Annotated in this window: 13 protein-coding genes; 1 reads left to right on the forward strand and 12 read right to left on the reverse strand. The window is 52.5% G+C overall.

Going from position 1 to position 15,814, the window contains the following annotated elements; translation table 11 throughout:
- Positions 1 to 5: 5 nt before the first annotated feature.
- From AC07NP_RS15670 to guaB, 3 genes are all read right to left on the reverse strand, one after another.
- On the reverse strand, positions 6 to 1,100 hold the full coding sequence (locus tag AC07NP_RS15670; protein WP_494661011.1) for a NapC/NirT family cytochrome c: 1,095 nt from the start codon (positions 1,098 to 1,100) through the stop codon (positions 6 to 8).
- Between the two features lie 617 nt (positions 1,101 to 1,717).
- Positions 1,718 to 3,295, reverse strand: a complete 1,578-nt coding sequence (guaA, locus tag AC07NP_RS15675; RefSeq protein WP_203360425.1) for a glutamine-hydrolyzing GMP synthase — start codon at positions 3,293 to 3,295, stop codon at positions 1,718 to 1,720.
- 68 nt (positions 3,296 to 3,363) lie between these two features.
- On the reverse strand, positions 3,364 to 4,830 hold the full coding sequence (gene guaB, locus AC07NP_RS15680) for an IMP dehydrogenase (RefSeq protein ID WP_203360424.1): 1,467 nt from the start codon (positions 4,828 to 4,830) through the stop codon (positions 3,364 to 3,366).
- A gap of 161 nt (positions 4,831 to 4,991) precedes the next feature.
- Here guaB and xseA point away from each other — a divergent pair, with 161 nt between their 5' ends.
- A complete protein-coding gene (gene xseA / locus AC07NP_RS15685; protein WP_494661012.1) occupies positions 4,992 to 6,371 on the forward strand; it encodes an exodeoxyribonuclease VII large subunit in 1,380 nt (459 codons plus the stop codon).
- A gap of 5 nt (positions 6,372 to 6,376) precedes the next feature.
- On the opposite strand, the gene AC07NP_RS15690 is transcribed toward xseA, so the two are convergent.
- From AC07NP_RS15690 to ndk, 9 genes are all read right to left on the reverse strand, one after another.
- Entirely contained in the window at positions 6,377 to 6,598 is a 222-nt protein-coding gene (locus tag AC07NP_RS15690) for a zinc ribbon domain-containing protein (protein WP_203360422.1), read from the reverse strand.
- 58 nt (positions 6,599 to 6,656) lie between these two features.
- A complete protein-coding gene (gene der / locus AC07NP_RS15695) occupies positions 6,657 to 8,129 on the reverse strand; it encodes a ribosome biogenesis GTPase Der (RefSeq protein ID WP_192613062.1) in 1,473 nt (490 codons plus the stop codon).
- A 116-nt stretch (positions 8,130 to 8,245) separates the two neighbouring features.
- Positions 8,246 to 9,424, reverse strand: coding sequence for an outer membrane protein assembly factor BamB (bamB, locus tag AC07NP_RS15700; protein ID WP_494661013.1), 1,179 nt, complete (start codon positions 9,422 to 9,424; stop codon positions 8,246 to 8,248).
- 10 nt (positions 9,425 to 9,434) lie between these two features.
- Positions 9,435 to 10,055 (reverse strand): YfgM family protein, encoded by a 621-nt coding sequence (locus AC07NP_RS15705; protein ID WP_203360420.1) that lies wholly within the window; start codon positions 10,053 to 10,055, stop codon positions 9,435 to 9,437.
- A 13-nt stretch (positions 10,056 to 10,068) separates the two neighbouring features.
- Positions 10,069 to 11,343 (reverse strand): histidine--tRNA ligase, encoded by a 1,275-nt coding sequence (gene hisS / locus AC07NP_RS15710; protein WP_494661014.1) that lies wholly within the window; start codon positions 11,341 to 11,343, stop codon positions 10,069 to 10,071.
- A gap of 110 nt (positions 11,344 to 11,453) precedes the next feature.
- Entirely contained in the window at positions 11,454 to 12,572 is a 1,119-nt protein-coding gene (gene ispG, locus AC07NP_RS15715; protein ID WP_203360418.1) for a flavodoxin-dependent (E)-4-hydroxy-3-methylbut-2-enyl-diphosphate synthase, read from the reverse strand.
- Between the two features lie 26 nt (positions 12,573 to 12,598).
- Entirely contained in the window at positions 12,599 to 13,609 is a 1,011-nt protein-coding gene (gene rodZ, locus AC07NP_RS15720; protein WP_494661015.1) for a cytoskeleton protein RodZ, read from the reverse strand.
- Between the two features lie 292 nt (positions 13,610 to 13,901).
- Positions 13,902 to 15,068: a dual-specificity RNA methyltransferase RlmN gene (gene rlmN, locus AC07NP_RS15725; RefSeq protein ID WP_203360416.1), complete on the reverse strand. Its 1,167-nt coding sequence runs from the start codon at positions 15,066 to 15,068 to the stop codon at positions 13,902 to 13,904.
- A 168-nt stretch (positions 15,069 to 15,236) separates the two neighbouring features.
- The gene (gene ndk, locus AC07NP_RS15730) at positions 15,237 to 15,668 is read right to left on the reverse strand and encodes a nucleoside-diphosphate kinase (protein WP_162379108.1); all 432 of its coding nucleotides are present in this window, start codon (positions 15,666 to 15,668) and stop codon (positions 15,237 to 15,239) included.
- Positions 15,669 to 15,814 lie beyond the last annotated feature (146 nt).

Consider the following 15,814-nt stretch of genomic DNA (forward strand, 5'->3'; position numbering starts at 1 on the left):
GTCGCTTATTTATTCATGTCTTTTGCGTTGTACTGGAAATAACGACTCAGAATATCCAGCTCGTTTTCACTGATGTTGGTTCGTGCTCCCATCCCTTTTGCCACTGAAGGCCAGGCATTGAGGGTAAAGTGCTTCGCGGGGATCGGCGCATGACAACCTGCGCAATACACATTGTCGAGCTTACGCGCGTAATCCCACATCGGTTCACGACTGGCCAGGGCAGAAGCATTCCACTCCCCCTGTAGCGCGACGTCCCGCCACGCATTGCCATACTCATCTTTCTTCCAGTCAGAGAGTACGTTCAGCGCCTGTTGTCCTTTTTCACTCAGACTGGCAAGAACAAGTCGCTGGCCTGCCGCGTAATAAATGACCTGTTCACTGCCCTGCATCTGGCTACCGCGAATTTCAACATGACGCGAGGTTCCGGTGGTTTTCAGCACATGCAGTTGCGTCGCCGGATAAAGCGTCGCCAGATCGCCAAGCGCGCCAGCGCTGACAACATAGAGCTCTTTCGTTGATGCAGGAGTTGAGGCCGCCTGTGCTTCAAGCCCCTGTAACGCGGTATCGTCCATTTTTATTTCTGGAGGAAAGTGGGCGACCCCTTTGTGGCAGTCGATACAGGTTTGTTTTTCCTTAGCGCCCATCTCATGCATCTTTCGGGCGTCCGCGCTTTGCGCTTCGAGATCCATGGCATCCATACTGTGACAACTGCGGCAGGTCGCTGAGTCACTGGCTTTGAGTTCTGCCCATACTGTTTGCGCCATTTCCAGACGATGGTCTTCAAATTTTTCGGGGGTATCGATCTTTTTGGTAATGAACTGGTGATAGATATCTTTCGAAGCACGCAACTTAGCGAACAGGTAATCCACACCACCTTGCGGAAGGTGACAATCTGCGCACTCCGCACGGATCCCCTTCTGGTTCTGAAAATGTTTGGACCCCTGATATTCCTCATAAGGTGCCTGCATCGTATGACACGACAAACAAAATTCCGTGCTGGACGTTTTATGCAATGTCCATTGCGCGGCCAAAATAACAAACACCCCAAGAATGGCCCCCAGAAGCACCATCCATATAACTATTCTATTTGTTTTTTTCATCGTATACCCTGGCAAGCCTAAATACCCTTTTATAGGTAGACATTAAATAGGCACCACAGGTGACTTATTGACATTCATCAATTGAAAAGGAAGAAGAAACAGACAAAGAAGAAACTATGAATGACGTCTCAATTCAGAAACAGCGAGAGATTAAAGCAAAAATAACACTAAAAATAGTGAGTTAAACCCCCAACACTGGATTATTAAACTAAATAAAAAGCACTACTACGAATAAAATTTTGACAGCACCAAATATTATCATCTGCATCTGAAAAATGCACATCGTTATATAATTAAATACATAATGATTTTACACCTAAGACCAAACGCTTTATATAATTCACTTTATTTATGGTTAGAAAAAGATATTCCAATACTATATTTAAAATATCCTAAAAGCGCAAAATCATTGACCAGAGTGCTGCTTCTGAGCAATTTCCATCATCATATATAAATCATTTAAATGTTGTCATTTTATTTGATAGATTTTATAAATATATTTATCCCACATAATTTTCAACGTCTGGGAATTTATAACACACATAAAAAACCCTCTGTAAAAACAGAGGGTTGATTTCATTTTTTCCTGCGCATGAACAAAGCAGAGGGACTCGTAATTATTCCCACTCAATCGTAGCTGGCGGCTTGCCGCTGATGTCATACACCACGCGGGAGATGCCGTTCACTTCGTTGATGATGCGGTTGGAGACTCGGCCCAGGAAGTCATACGGCAGATGCGCCCAGTGCGCAGTCATGAAGTCGATGGTTTCGACAGCACGCAGGGAAACAACCCAGTCGTACTTACGGCCATCGCCCATCACGCCCACAGAACGTACCGGCAGGAAGACGGTGAACGCCTGGCTCACTTTGTTGTACAGGTCAGCTTTATGCAGCTCTTCGATGAAGATAGCATCCGCACGACGCAGCAGGTCGCAGTACTCTTTCTTCACTTCGCCCAGCACGCGAACGCCAAGACCTGGCCCCGGGAACGGGTGACGGTAGAGCATGTTGTACGGCAGGCCCAGTTCCAGACCAATTTTACGCACTTCATCTTTGAACAGCTCACGCAGCGGCTCAACCAGACCCATCTTCATCTCTTTCGGCAAGCCGCCCACGTTGTGGTGAGATTTGATGACGTGTGCTTTACCGGTCGCGGAAGCCGCAGACTCGATAACGTCCGGATAGATGGTGCCCTGCGCCAGCCATTTCACGTCTTCCAGTTTCAGAGCTTCTTCGTCGAAGACTTCAACAAAGACGCGGCCGATAATTTTACGTTTCGCTTCCGGATCGTTTTCACCCGCCAGCGCATCGAGGAAGCGTTTTTCGCCTTCCACGTGAACGATGTTCAGACCGAAATGGTCACCAAACATGTCCATCACCTGCTCGGCTTCGTTCAGGCGCAGAAGACCGTTATCCACGAAGACGCAGGTCAGGTTTTTGCCAATAGCGCGATGCAGTAGCATTGCAGTGACAGAGGAGTCCACGCCACCGGAAAGACCGAGGATCACTTTATCGTCGCCCACCTGCTCGCGGATGCGGGCAACGGCGTCGTCGATAATTTTCGCCGGGGTCCACAGCGCTTCACACTGGCAGATGTCGCGCACAAAGCGCTCCAGCATACGCAGGCCCTGACGCGTGTGAGTCACTTCCGGGTGGAACTGCACGCCATAGAAGCGTTTTTCTTCATTGGCCATAATGGCGAACGGGCAGGTTTCGGTGCTGGCGACCGTGACAAAGTCAGCCGGAATCGCGGTCACTTTGTCGCCGTGGCTCATCCACACATCCAGCAGCGGTTTACCCTCTGCGGTCAGGGAATCTTCAATACCACGCGTCAGGGCGCTGTCGGTTTTCACTTCAACCTGCGCGTAACCGAATTCACGTTCGTTAGAGCTTTCAACATGACCGCCCAACTGCATTGCCATGGTCTGCATGCCATAGCAAACGCCGAAGACCGGAACACCCGCTTCAAACACGTACTGCGGTGCGCGTGGGCTATTGTCTTCAGTGGTACTTTCCGGACCGCCGGAAAGGATGATGCCGCTTGGATTGAATTCGCGAATTTGTGCTTCCGTAACATCCCATGCCCACAGTTCGCAGTAAACGCCAAGTTCACGCACGCGACGCGCCACCAGCTGAGTGTACTGAGAACCGAAATCCAGGATGAGAATGCGATGTTTATGAATGTTTTCCGTCATTGACGCTAATTCCGAGGCAAGTGAAACAGATTAAATAAATCGCCCGACACAAGGTCGGGCGAAGAAAATCAGGAGCCCAGACGGTAGTTCGGGGACTCTTTGGTGATCGTCACATCGTGAACGTGACTTTCCTGAATGCCCGCACCGCTGATGCGTACAAACTCTGCTTTGGTACGCAACTCGTCAATGGTACCACAACCGGTCAGCCCCATACAGGAGCGCAGGCCGCCCATCTGCTGGTGAATGATCTCTTTCAGGCGACCTTTATAGGCAACGCGACCTTCGATACCTTCCGGCACCAGTTTGTCAGCGGCGTTATCGCTCTGGAAGTAACGGTCAGAGGAACCTTTGGACATCGCGCCAAGGGAACCCATACCGCGGTAAGATTTGTAAGAACGACCCTGGTACAGTTCGATTTCGCCCGGGGATTCTTCGGTACCTGCCAGCATGGAACCGACCATCACGGCAGCCGCGCCTGCTGCGATCGCTTTCGCGATATCACCTGAGAAACGGATACCGCCGTCTGCGATAACCGGAATACCAGTACCTTCCAGCGCTTCAACCGCGTCAGATACGGCAGTGATCTGCGGAACCCCGACGCCAGTAACGATACGAGTCGTACAGATAGAACCAGGACCGATACCGACTTTCACCGCGCTCACGCCAGCGTCAGCCAGCGCACGTGCGCCAGCGCCAGTCGCCACGTTGCCACCGATGATTTGCAGATCCGGGTATTTTGCACGGGTTTCACGAATACGTTGCAGAACGCCTTCGGAATGGCCGTGAGAGGAGTCGATCAGCAGCACGTCAACACCGGCAGCCACCAGCGCATCAACGCGTTCTTCGTTGCCCGCGCCCGCGCCGACTGCAGCGCCAACGCGCAAACGGCCATGCTCATCTTTACAGGAGTTCGGTTTACGTTCCGCTTTCTGGAAGTCTTTTACGGTAATCATGCCGCGCAGATGGAAACCACTGTCAACTACCAGGGCTTTTTCAACGCGTTTTTCGTGCATTTTCGCTAACACTACGTCACGGGCTTCGCCTTCACGAACGGTGACCAGACGCTCTTTCGGCGTCATGTATACGCTCACCGGCTGGTTCAGGTCGGTCACAAAACGAACATCACGACCGGTGATAATGCCAACCAGTTCGTAATCTTCAGTGACGACCGGGTAACCGGCAAAACCATTACGTTCGGTCAGCTCTTTGACTTCACGCAGCGTGGTGGTAGGCAGGACAGTCTGTGGGTCGGTCACAACACCAGACTCATGTTTTTTCACGCGGCGAACTTCTTCAGCCTGGCGCTCAATAGACATGTTCTTGTGGATAAAACCGATGCCGCCTTCCTGCGCCAGGGCAATCGCCAGACGCGCTTCCGTCACGGTGTCCATTGCTGCAGAGAGCATAGGAATGTTCAGGCGAATGGTTTTCGTTAACTGCGTGCTGAGATCGGCAGTATTCGGCAGAACGGTAGAATGAGCGGGAACGAGGAGGACGTCGTCAAACGTCAAAGCTTCTTTAGCAATACGTAGCATGGGCAATATCTCTGACCTGGGGGTGGTTAAATATTGCCGTGGCATTATACAGAGCGGAACCGATTGCTTCCACACTTTTTTGCAAATAATACTTGCGCTCCTCTGTGGGCGGGTTACTATCGACTGAATAACCTGCTGATTTAGAATTTGATCCCGCTCACATGTTATCCGCTCAAACCACCTCAATTTTTACTGTCACCCGCCTCAACCAGACGGTTCGTTTGTTACTTGAACAGGAAATGGGGCAGGTATGGATCAGCGGCGAAATCTCAAATTTTACCCAGCCCTCTTCCGGTCACTGGTACTTCACGCTAAAAGACGACACCGCCCAGGTCCGCTGCGCCATGTTTCGCAACAGCAACCGCCGCGTCACCTTTCGTCCACAGCACGGTCAGCAAGTTCTGGTGCGCGCCAATATTACGCTTTATGAACCACGCGGCGACTATCAAATTATTGTCGAAAGCATGCAGCCCGCGGGTGAAGGGTTACTTCAGCAGAAATATGAGCAGCTAAAAGCAACGTTGCAGGCTGAAGGTCTTTTCGATCAGCAGTTAAAGAAACCACTTCCCTCCCCCGCACACTGCGTAGGGGTGATTACCTCTAAAACCGGGGCTGCGCTGCACGATATTCTCCACGTCCTGAAACGTCGCGATCCGTCACTGCCGGTGATCATTTACCCAACGGCCGTACAGGGCGATGACGCACCGGGGCAAATCGTCCGCGCCATTGAACTGGCGAACGCCCGCAACGAGTGTGACGTGTTGATTGTCGGGCGTGGCGGCGGTTCGCTGGAAGATTTATGGAGCTTCAACGACGAACGCGTTGCACGGGCCATTTTTGCAAGCCAGATTCCGGTGGTCAGCGCCGTCGGCCACGAAACCGACGTCACGATTGCTGATTTTGTTGCCGACCTGCGGGCACCGACACCTTCCGCTGCTGCGGAAATCGTCAGTCGAAATCAGCAAGAATTACTGCGCCAGGTGCAGTCTGCACAGCAGCGGCTGGAGATGGCGATGGATTATTATCTCGCCAACCGCGCCCGCCGTTTTACCCAGCTCCATCACCGCTTACAGCAGCAGCATCCACAGCTACGACTGGCGCGCCAGCAAACCACGCTGGAGCGTCTGCAAAAACGGATGCGTTTTGCCCTGGAGAACCAGCTCAAACGCGCGTCAACGCAACAGCAACGTCTTGCTCAACGCCTGAATCAGCAGAGTCCGCAACCGCGAATTCATCGTGCCCAAACGCGTATCCAGCAGCTGGAATATCGCCTGGCGGAAACGTTCCGAACGAAGCTGAGCGCCACGCGTGAACGCTTCGGTAACGCCGTGACCCACCTTGAGGCCGTCAGTCCACTTTCTACACTGGCGCGTGGTTATAGCGTGACCCGCACTGCCGATGGCGCGGTGCTGAAGCAGGTTAAGCAGGTGAAGGCAGGAGAAACAATGACCACTCGCCTGAAAGATGGCTGGGTGGAGAGCCAGATAACCGACATTAAGCCAGTGAAAGCTCCCCGAAAACGTAAGCCCGCGAGTCAGTAATCGCGTTACTCGTTATTAATGACGAACTCAACCCGTTTTTTTGAAATAAGACCGTGACCATTCTGGCAAAAATAATCCACCGCGCCACAGGCTTTTAAAACCTGCAGGGGCTGATGGCAATCCGGGCAGCGTGCTTCCAGTTTGAAATCTTTTTCACATGACGCACAGTGCGCGGTTTCACCATTGCGTTCCAGTGCCTGATGACAGACGGGACAAATGAGTTCCATACATCCTCCTCACAATCCTGTTGATGACACCCTCCCCGGAACGGAGAGGGTGAACAGATTACTTGCTTTTCTTGATGTGCTTGATCAGACGCTTACGCTTACGCATCTGGGTTGGGGTCAGCGTATTGCGTTTGTTGGCATACGGGTTTTCCCCTTCCTTAAACTGAATGCGGATCGGCGTCCCCATGACTTCCAGCGACTTACGGAAGTAGTTCATCAGATAACGCTTGTAGGAGTCCGGTAAATCTTTCACCTGGTTACCGTGGATCACCACGATTGGCGGGTTATAACCACCGGCATGGGCATATTTCAACTTCACGCGACGACCACGCACCAGCGGCGGCTGGTGATCTTCTGCCGCCATCGTCATGATACGGGTCAGCATCGCCGTGCTCACGCGACGCGTTGAGCTGTCGTAAGCCTCACGGATAGATTCAAACAGGTTGCCTACACCGCTGCCGTGCAAGGCAGAAATAAAGTGTACGCGGGCAAAGTCGATAAAGCCCAGACGGAAGTCCAGCGTCTCTTTTACCTGCTCTCTAACTTCCTGGCTCAGGCCATCCCATTTGTTCACCACAATAACAAGTGAGCGCCCACTATTGAGGATGAAGCCCAGCAGCGACAGATCCTGATCGGAAATACCTTCGCGAGCGTCAATCACCAGCATCACCACGTTGGCGTCTTCAATCGCCTGCAACGTTTTGATAACGGAGAATTTTTCTACTGCGTCAGTGATTTTACCGCGTTTGCGAACACCCGCAGTATCAATCAGTACATACTCACGCTCATCGCGCTCCATCGGAATATAGATGCTGTCACGCGTCGTGCCCGGCATGTCATAAACGACAACACGATCTTCACCCAAAATACGGTTAGTGAGTGTAGACTTACCTACGTTCGGGCGGCCAACGATAGCCAGCTTGATCGGCAAGTCTTGCGGGTTGAAATCATCTTCCGGCTCTTCTTCACCGTTTTCTTCGGCTGCAAGTTTAGCCCAATACTCCGCATCTTCATCGACTTCTTCCTGCGGAGCAACATCATCCATCCACGGCAGCAGCACGTGTTCCAGCAGGCTCAGTACGCCACGCCCATGGGATGCAGCAATCGGGTGGATTTCACCTAAACCCAGTGAATAGAAATCGACAATCGCCTGGTCAGGATCAAGTCCGTCAGTTTTGTTTGCCACGAGGAATGTTGGTTTCTGGCGAGAACGCAGATGCTGGGCGATGGCTTCATCGGCTGGCATCAGCCCTGCTCGCGCATCAACCATGAACAACACCACATCGGCTTCTTCAATCGCCAGCAGCGACTGTTCCGCCATACGCGTCTCGACACCGTCTTCAGTGCCATCAATACCACCGGTATCAATGCAGATAAACTCGCGGCCTTCAACTTCCGCACGACCGTACTTACGGTCACGAGTCAGACCCGGGAAATCCGCAACCAGCGCATCTCGGGTGCGAGTTAGACGGTTAAATAACGTGGATTTTCCGACGTTAGGGCGCCCGACAAGCGCGACCACAGGTACCATGTTTAAAGCCTCATTTAAAAAATCATCAGACAACGCGCACATTTTATGCCGTTGTTAAAAACAGTAAAACGGCCCCTGCACCAGGAGCCGTTTTTCAAAGCGAGCGGCCGTGACGGTTAACGCGTAATAGAATACAGCGTGCCGTCTTTTGCCTGGAGCAGCAGTTTACCATCAGCCGATACCGGTTCGGTCAGTAAACCGGAGCCGTCTACTTTTTGCTGAGCCACGAAACGACCATCTTCAACGTTGAGCCAGTGCAGATAGCCTTCGCTATCGCCGACCACTAAGTTGCCATTATACAGCGCTGGTGAGGTCAGCAGACGGTGCAGGAGATCGCTTTGTGTCCACAGGGTTACGCCACCGTCAGTGGTCAACGCCATGACACGGTCATTCTGGTCAACGAGGTAAATACGGTTGCCGTCGACGATAAAGTCATTCACCGAACCCAGCTCGCGTTTCCACATAATCTGACCGCTGCGCAGATCAAGCGCCGTCAGGTTACCATTATAAGCCAGCGCGTAAACGACGCCATTGACGATGACCGGCGTCGTATCAACGTCGCTCAGGCGGTCAATTTCAGTCGTCCCTGTAGTTTGCGAAATACGCTGCTGCCAAATCATCTGGCCCTGCTGCATCAGTACCGCACTTACACGGCCATTATCGCCACCCACAATCGCAGCGCCATAAGCGGTCGCTGGAGCAGACTCACCGCGCAGAGAGAGCGACGGCATATCAAGGTTAACGGTCCATTTGATAGCACCGTCAGCCTCGTTTAACGCCTGGAGTTGACCGTTGCTGGTATGAATCAGCACCACGCCATCACTGACCACTGGACGGGACAACGCTTCACCGGCGACTTTCGTCTGCCATGCTGGCGTACCGTCGCTGGTATTCAAGGCATACACCTGCGCTTTTTCGCTGCCGATATAAACATGGCCGCCAGAAACGGTCACACCGCCAGAGAGTTGCGCAGAGGCTCTGGAGAACCACCCGTCTTTCTCTCCCAGATTAACAGACCAGACCTCTTTGCCATCGTCTGCATTCAGTGCCTTAACAACGCCAGCACGATCGGCTGCATAGACGACGTTATCCGCCAGAGCAGGATGAAGATTGGAATAGAAATCACCAATACCGTTGCCTACAGAGGTGCTCCAGGCCGTAGACGGTTGAAACTGATTTTCAACTACAGGTAACGGGGACATCTTAACGATATCTTCTTCGCCACTAAACAGTGAACAGCCGCTCACCAGGCTCACGGAAAGCAGCCCTGGCAGAAGTAATTTACGCAATTGCATCGGGTCCCTCTCAGATGGACAAATTATTGATTTTCATCTGCATCATTTCGCTCAGCGCTGGGGTAGCGTCGCTCTTCACGCCTGCTTCCCATGCACTACGCGCGCCTTGTTTATCGCCTTTACTCAGCAATGCTTCTCCACGCAAATCGGCTACAATGGCTGCCCACCCTTCACCTTTGATGGTGTCGAGCGTTTTCAGCGCAGTATCCGCTTGCTTGAGTTGCATCTGAACGCGGGCCAGACGCAGATTGATCACCGCTTTGAGATTCTCATCGCTGGTGGCCGTCAACCCCTGTTGTAACTGGGCAGCGGCTTTCTCAAGTTCATTTTTATCAACAAACTGCTGCGCCAGTTCCATAGAGGCCAGCGCGCCGTAAGTATTTTTGTTTTCTGCAGCAAATTTCTCCGCAGCAGGAAGGCTCTCCGGTTTGCCCGCACTCACTGCGGTTACCGCATTTTGATAGGCCAGAGAAGCAGAACGTGCAGACTCCGTCTGATGGCTGGTCCAGTAGCGCCAACCTACCAGCGCACCAACCCCTAAAATAACCCCAACAACCAGCGCTTTACCGTTCTCAGCAAAGAAACGTTTGATCGCATCAATCTGATCGTTTTCGTTCTCGTAAATTTCCACGCTGTCCTTCTCCTTAACGAGTCAAAGTGCGCAAATGTGCGGCAACGCTATCCTGCGCGACTGTCGTTTGCTCACCAGAGCGCAAATCCTTCACAACCACAGTACCGTCGGCCACTTCAGTCTCACCCAGCACCAATGCAACGCTGGCGCCCCATTTGTCGGCACGGGCAAACTGTTTTTTAAAGTTGCCGCCGCCGTGGTTTGTCATCAGTTTTACGCCTGGAATTTCATCACGCAGACGTTCAGCGAAGATCATTGCAGCAGACTGCGTATCAACGCCTGAAGCGACCAGGTATATATCGACAACAGGATCGACGTTAAATTCCGGATTAACTGCCTGAACAAGCAAAACAAGTCGTTCGAGGCCCATGGCAAAACCGACTGCCGGGGCTGCGCGACCGCCAAGTTGCTCCACCAGACCGTCATAACGACCACCCGCACATACGGTGCCTTGCGAGCCCAGGCTGTTAGTGACCCATTCAAAGACGGTACGGTTGTAGTAGTCAAGGCCGCGCACCAGACGTTGGTTGACGGTGTAGGCAATACCTGCGGCTTCAAGCAGCTTGCACAGACCCGCGAAGTGTTCGCGTGAGTCGTCGTCCAGATAATCACCCAGCGCCGGGGCGTCGTTGAGCAACGCCTGCACTTCCGGATTTTTGGAATCCAGAACACGCAGCGGATTGGTGTACATACGGCGTTTGCAGTCTTCGTCCAGCTTCTCTTTATGCTGTTCGAGGAAGGCAACCAGCGCATCACGATAGTTAGCACGAGCTTCAAGTGAACCGATAGAGTTCAGCTCAAGGCTGACATGCTCAGAAATACCCAGCGCACGCCACCAGCGCGCAGTGAGCAGGATCAACTCGGCATCAATGTCCGGGCCTTGCAGGCCAAACACTTCGACACCCAGCTGATGGAATTGACGATAACGTCCTTTCTGCGGACGTTCGTGGCGGAACATCGGCCCGATATACCACAGACGCTGTTCCTGATTGTACAGGAGACCATGTTCGATGCCGGCGCGTACACAGCCCGCCGTCCCTTCGGGACGCAATGTCAGGCTATCGCCGTTACGGTCCTCAAAGGTGTACATCTCTTTTTCAACCACGTCAGTAACTTCACCGATCGCGCGTTTGAATAACGGGGTCTGCTCTACAATCGGCAAGCGGATTTCACTGTAACCGTAGCTGCCGAGCACGTTTTTGAGTGTGCCTTCAATGCGCTGCCAGATGGCGGTTTCGCCAGGCAGATAATCGTTCATGCCGCGAATGGCTTGAATGTTTTTTGCCACGTTTATTCTCTTTCTGAATATAAAAATGAACCCTCAGCGCTTCCCCAAACGGTGCGGGAGCCATGCGGGTTCAATCATACACGGGAAGCACGCCGCTTCCCATCACGTTATTATTTTTCAACCTGCTGCACGTCAATTCGACGCGCTTCATCCAGGATGCTGGCTTTCGCACGAATGCGGGCTTCAAGCTGCGTGATCATATCGTCGTTGTCGAGACGGTCTTTACGCACGCCGTCTTCATAGAGGCCGCTTTTCTTGTTACCGCCCGTCACACCCAACGTAGAAACCAGCGCTTCGCCCGGTCCGTTGACAACGCAGCCGATAATCGAAACGTCCATTGGCGTAATGATATCTTCCAGACGTTGTTCCAGCGCGTTCACCGTACCGATGACGTCGAACTCCTGGCGAGAACAGGTTGGACACGCGATAAAGTTGATTCCGCGGGCACGAATACGCAGCGATTTCAGAATATCGAAACCGACTTTAATCTCTTCCAGCGGATCGGCAGCCAGCGAGACGCGCAGCGTATCGCCAATCCCTTCCGACAGCAGTAACCCCAGACCAATCGCTGATTTCACTGCGCCGCTGCGCGCGCCGCCCGCCTCGGTGATCCCGAGATGCAAGGGTTGTTCGATTTGGCGCGCCAGCAAACGATAGGATTCAACCGCCAAAAAGACATCGGAGGCTTTAACGCTGACTTTAAACTGATCAAAATTGAGACGATCGAGATGATCCACATGGCGCATTGCGGATTCCAGCAACGCTTGCGGTGTGGGTTCACCGTATTTTTCCTGGAGATCTTTCTCCAGCGATCCGGCGTTAACGCCAATGCGGATCGGGATGTTTTTGTCGCGAGCGCAATCCACCACCATGCGAATACGCTCTTCACTGCCAATATTGCCTGGGTTAATCCGCAAACAATCGACACCGTATTCCGCCACTTTTAGCGCAATGCGATAGTCAAAATGGATATCGGCAACCAGAGGTACGTTGACCTGCTGTTTGATCAGTTTAAACGCTTCGGCAGCATCCATCGTCGGTACAGAGACACGAACAATATCGGCGCCAACGCGTTCAAGCGCTTTGATTTGATTGACCGTCGCCGCCACATCTGTGGTACGCGTATTGGTCATAGATTGTACGGCGATGGGAGCACCATCGCCAATCGGCACATTCCCAACGTAAATACGTTTCGACTTTCTACGTTGAATTGGGGCCTGGTTATGCATGAAAAATCTCCCGCATTGCCCGTCTGTTACTGAGCCGGTGATTGTTCGGCATTAACGGTCAGACGTGCAACCTGGTTAGTTCTGATAAAACGGCTAAGATCGACAGGCTTTCCTTGATACTGGATCTGTACCGCGGCCGGAGCACCAATTTTAAGCTTGTAAGGCGCCTGGCCCGTTAAGTTTAAATTGCCATCTTTACGCTGCATACCGCTAAACAACTTTTTACCTGTTGCATCAGTCACTTCTAACCAGCAATCGGCAGTGAAGTTCATGACCAGCGCATTGGGATCAACCGCAGGCGTCGTTACGCCAGCCTGATCAGCTGGCAATGGCGCGCCCGGGGCGACTGGAGCAACAGCAGGAGCCGTCGCTGCGGTATCAACGTTAGCCTGGGAAGGAGCAACAACCGCATTTTGTTGCGCATCTGCCGTCGGCGCAGCAGATGTCGCTTCCGCCGTCTGCGGCGCAGTTGTCGCTGCCGTACTCGCGGCGTCCGCAGGCGCTTGTGCGTTATTCTGGCTTGCCGTCGCGCTGGTATCCAGCGGCACGCTCTGCGAGCTCTCGTTACTGGCGCTCAGTTCAGCGGTGGATTGATCGGCCATCGTGGTGATCTCTTCCTGCTGCGCCTTGTGATTTTGCCACCACCAGGCACCCGTCAGGCCAACGACCACAAACAGAATCAGCCAGGTGAAAGTCATCAACCAGCCATCGCGTTTTTTACGACGCTTGCCGAGAGAAAAACTTTGCATCGGGGCGACTTTGCCCGGTCGAATCGGCGCCTGCTTTTCCAGCCCTGGCAGCAGTTCTTCTTCAGGAATATGCACCAGACGTGCGTAAGAACGGATATACCCGCGCAGGAACGTTGAAGCGAGATCGGCTGGCGCCTTATCTTCTTCAATGTCGCGTACCGTGGAAACCTTCAGGCAAAGTCGCTCCGCGACTGCCTGCTGGCTGAGTCCGAGTTGTTCACGGGCATTGCGCAGACGAACGCCGGTGGTTTGTGCTTCATTTTGGTCGTGCGTGGCTTCAGTATTCATTCGCTACAGCTGCAGGTACGTGTAAATAAGGGTTCAGGTGCCGGCGAGCCACAATGCCCACCCGCACCGCGAAACATCAGGTCAGTTAACCTTAGTCGGACAGTATAAGACTGTCAGGTTACTCATGACAAAACAGCTAAAGCCTAAGGCTAAACTATTGTTGCACCGCTACATACTGCCCTAAAGTCGACAAAAACGCACCGTTAATATTGACCTGAGAGAGATAGCAATACCCTCAAAATAGCTTACCTTAGTGCTGCGGTAGATTAATTATACCGCAGCGTAACTAACATCAAACCGCTTTAATGTCGATTGCCTCACCCTGCATGCGCTTACGCAGAGTGCGTTTAGTACGGTCAATCACGTCACCCGCCAACTGGCCGCAGGCTGCATCAATATCATCACCGCGGGTTTTACGCACGATGGTGGTGAAGCCGTAGCCCATCAACACCTTGGAGAAACGGTCAATACGGCTGTTTGAACTGCGTCCATACGGTGCGCCCGGGAACGGGTTCCACGGAATCAGGTTAATCTTGCACGGCGTATCTTTCAGCAATTCCGCCAGTTGATGCGCATGTTCAGTGCCGTCGTTAACATGATCGAGCATGACATACTCAATCGTGACGCGCCCCTGGTTCGCATTGGATTTCTCCAGATAGCGACGAACCGAGCTCAGGAACGTTTCGATATTGTACTTTTTGTTGATAGGAACGATTTCATCACGAATTTCATCGTTCGGCGCATGCAGTGAAATTGCCAGCGCAACGTCAATCATATCACCCAGTTTGTCCAGCGCGGGTACAACGCCGGAGGTGGACAGGGTAACGCGACGCTTTGATAAACCGAATCCGAAATCATCCAGCATGATTTCCATGGCAGGAACGACGTTGGTCAGGTTGAGTAATGGCTCGCCCATCCCCATCATCACCACATTGGTGATAGGACGTTGCCCGGTGACTTTCGCAGCACCGACGATCTTCGCCGCCCGCCACACCTGGCCGATAATTTCCGACACGCGCAGGTTACGGTTAAAGCCTTGCTGCGCAGTTGAGCAGAATTTACATTCCAGCGCACAACCCACCTGTGAAGAGACGCACAGGGTGGCGCGATCGTCTTCCGGGATGTAGACCGTTTCAACACGCTGATCGCCAACCGCGATCGCCCATTTGATGGTACCGTCAGATGAACGCTGCTCTTCAACCACCTCTGGCGCACGGATTTCCGCCACCTCTTTCAGCTTACCACGCAATACCTTGTTGATATCGGTCATATCATCAAAGTCATCGCTGCAGTAGTGGTACATCCACTTCATCACCTGGTCGGCGCGGAAGGGCTTTTCACCTAATTCTTTAAAAAACTCGCGCATCTGCTGGCGGTTGAGATCCAACAGATTAATTTTACCCTCTTTATTAGGGACTACTGGGGTGATGCTTTCAGACGTGACAATTTGTTCAGACATAATCGATTCCGGCCTCGTTATTACACGTTATGGCCCCTGGAGGGTTGAAAAAAGAAACGCCCCGGTGAGCGGTGCTCGTCCGGGGGCGCTGCATTGTACAAATTCTATCGCAAGGATGCCACGCTTGCGCGAGACATTAGCGAAAATAATGTGTAAAAGCGTGCTCGATTAGCGAGTACGCGGGCACACTTCGCCTTCGCCAAAGAAATAGGCGATTTCACGTGCGGCAGACTCAGCGGAATCAGAACCGTGGGTGCCGTTTTCAGTGAAGCTGTCAGCGTAGTCAGCGCGCAGGGTGCCTGCCAGTGCGTTAGCCGGGTTGGTTGCGCCCAGCAGATCGCGATGACGCTGGACGGCGTTTTCGCTTTCCAGTACGGAAACGACGATCGGGCCAGAGGTCATGAACTCAACCAGGCCGTCGAAGAAAGGTTTACCGTCATGCTCTGCATAGAATCCGCGCGCCTGTTCAACGGTCAGATGCAGCATTTTGGTACCGACAATTTTAAACCCTGCTGCTTCAAAGCGCGCAAAGATGTTGCCAATAACGTTTTTTGCCACCGCGTTTGGTTTGATGATGGAAAAAGTACGTTCAATAGCCATGATTACCTCTGAATATGTTCTGTTGTTGTATACCCGCCAGGGTTTATATACGTATGTACGACCTGGCGCGGATTATAATGGCCCTCCAGCCAATTGACCATTGACAGAGGTAACATTTTTTTAAAATAAAACGAGTATTAGCAACA

This window comes from Citrobacter sp. GW821-FHT07H02 (genome assembly GCF_059418505.1).

What these genes read in the sequence shown, in the direction of transcription:
- AC07NP_RS15670 (WP_494661011.1), bottom strand. Translation starts at nt 1,100, where the DNA reads ATGAAAAAAACAAATAGAATAGTTATATGGATGGTGCTTCTGGGGGCC.
- guaA (WP_203360425.1), bottom strand. Translation starts at nt 3,295, where the DNA reads ATGACGGAAAACATTCATAAACATCGCATTCTCATCCTGGATTTCGGT.
- guaB (WP_203360424.1), bottom strand. Translation starts at nt 4,830, where the DNA reads ATGCTACGTATTGCTAAAGAAGCTTTGACGTTTGACGACGTCCTCCTC.
- xseA (WP_494661012.1), top strand. Translation starts at nt 4,992, where the DNA reads ATGTTATCCGCTCAAACCACCTCAATTTTTACTGTCACCCGCCTCAAC.
- AC07NP_RS15690 (WP_203360422.1), bottom strand. Translation starts at nt 6,598, where the DNA reads ATGGAACTCATTTGTCCCGTCTGTCATCAGGCACTGGAACGCAATGGT.
- der (WP_192613062.1), bottom strand. Translation starts at nt 8,129, where the DNA reads ATGGTACCTGTGGTCGCGCTTGTCGGGCGCCCTAACGTCGGAAAATCC.
- bamB (WP_494661013.1), bottom strand. Translation starts at nt 9,424, where the DNA reads ATGCAATTGCGTAAATTACTTCTGCCAGGGCTGCTTTCCGTGAGCCTG.
- ispG (WP_203360418.1), bottom strand. Translation starts at nt 12,572, where the DNA reads ATGCATAACCAGGCCCCAATTCAACGTAGAAAGTCGAAACGTATTTAC.
- rodZ (WP_494661015.1), bottom strand. Translation starts at nt 13,609, where the DNA reads ATGAATACTGAAGCCACGCACGACCAAAATGAAGCACAAACCACCGGC.
- rlmN (WP_203360416.1), bottom strand. Translation starts at nt 15,068, where the DNA reads ATGTCTGAACAAATTGTCACGTCTGAAAGCATCACCCCAGTAGTCCCT.
- ndk (WP_162379108.1), bottom strand. Translation starts at nt 15,668, where the DNA reads ATGGCTATTGAACGTACTTTTTCCATCATCAAACCAAACGCGGTGGCA.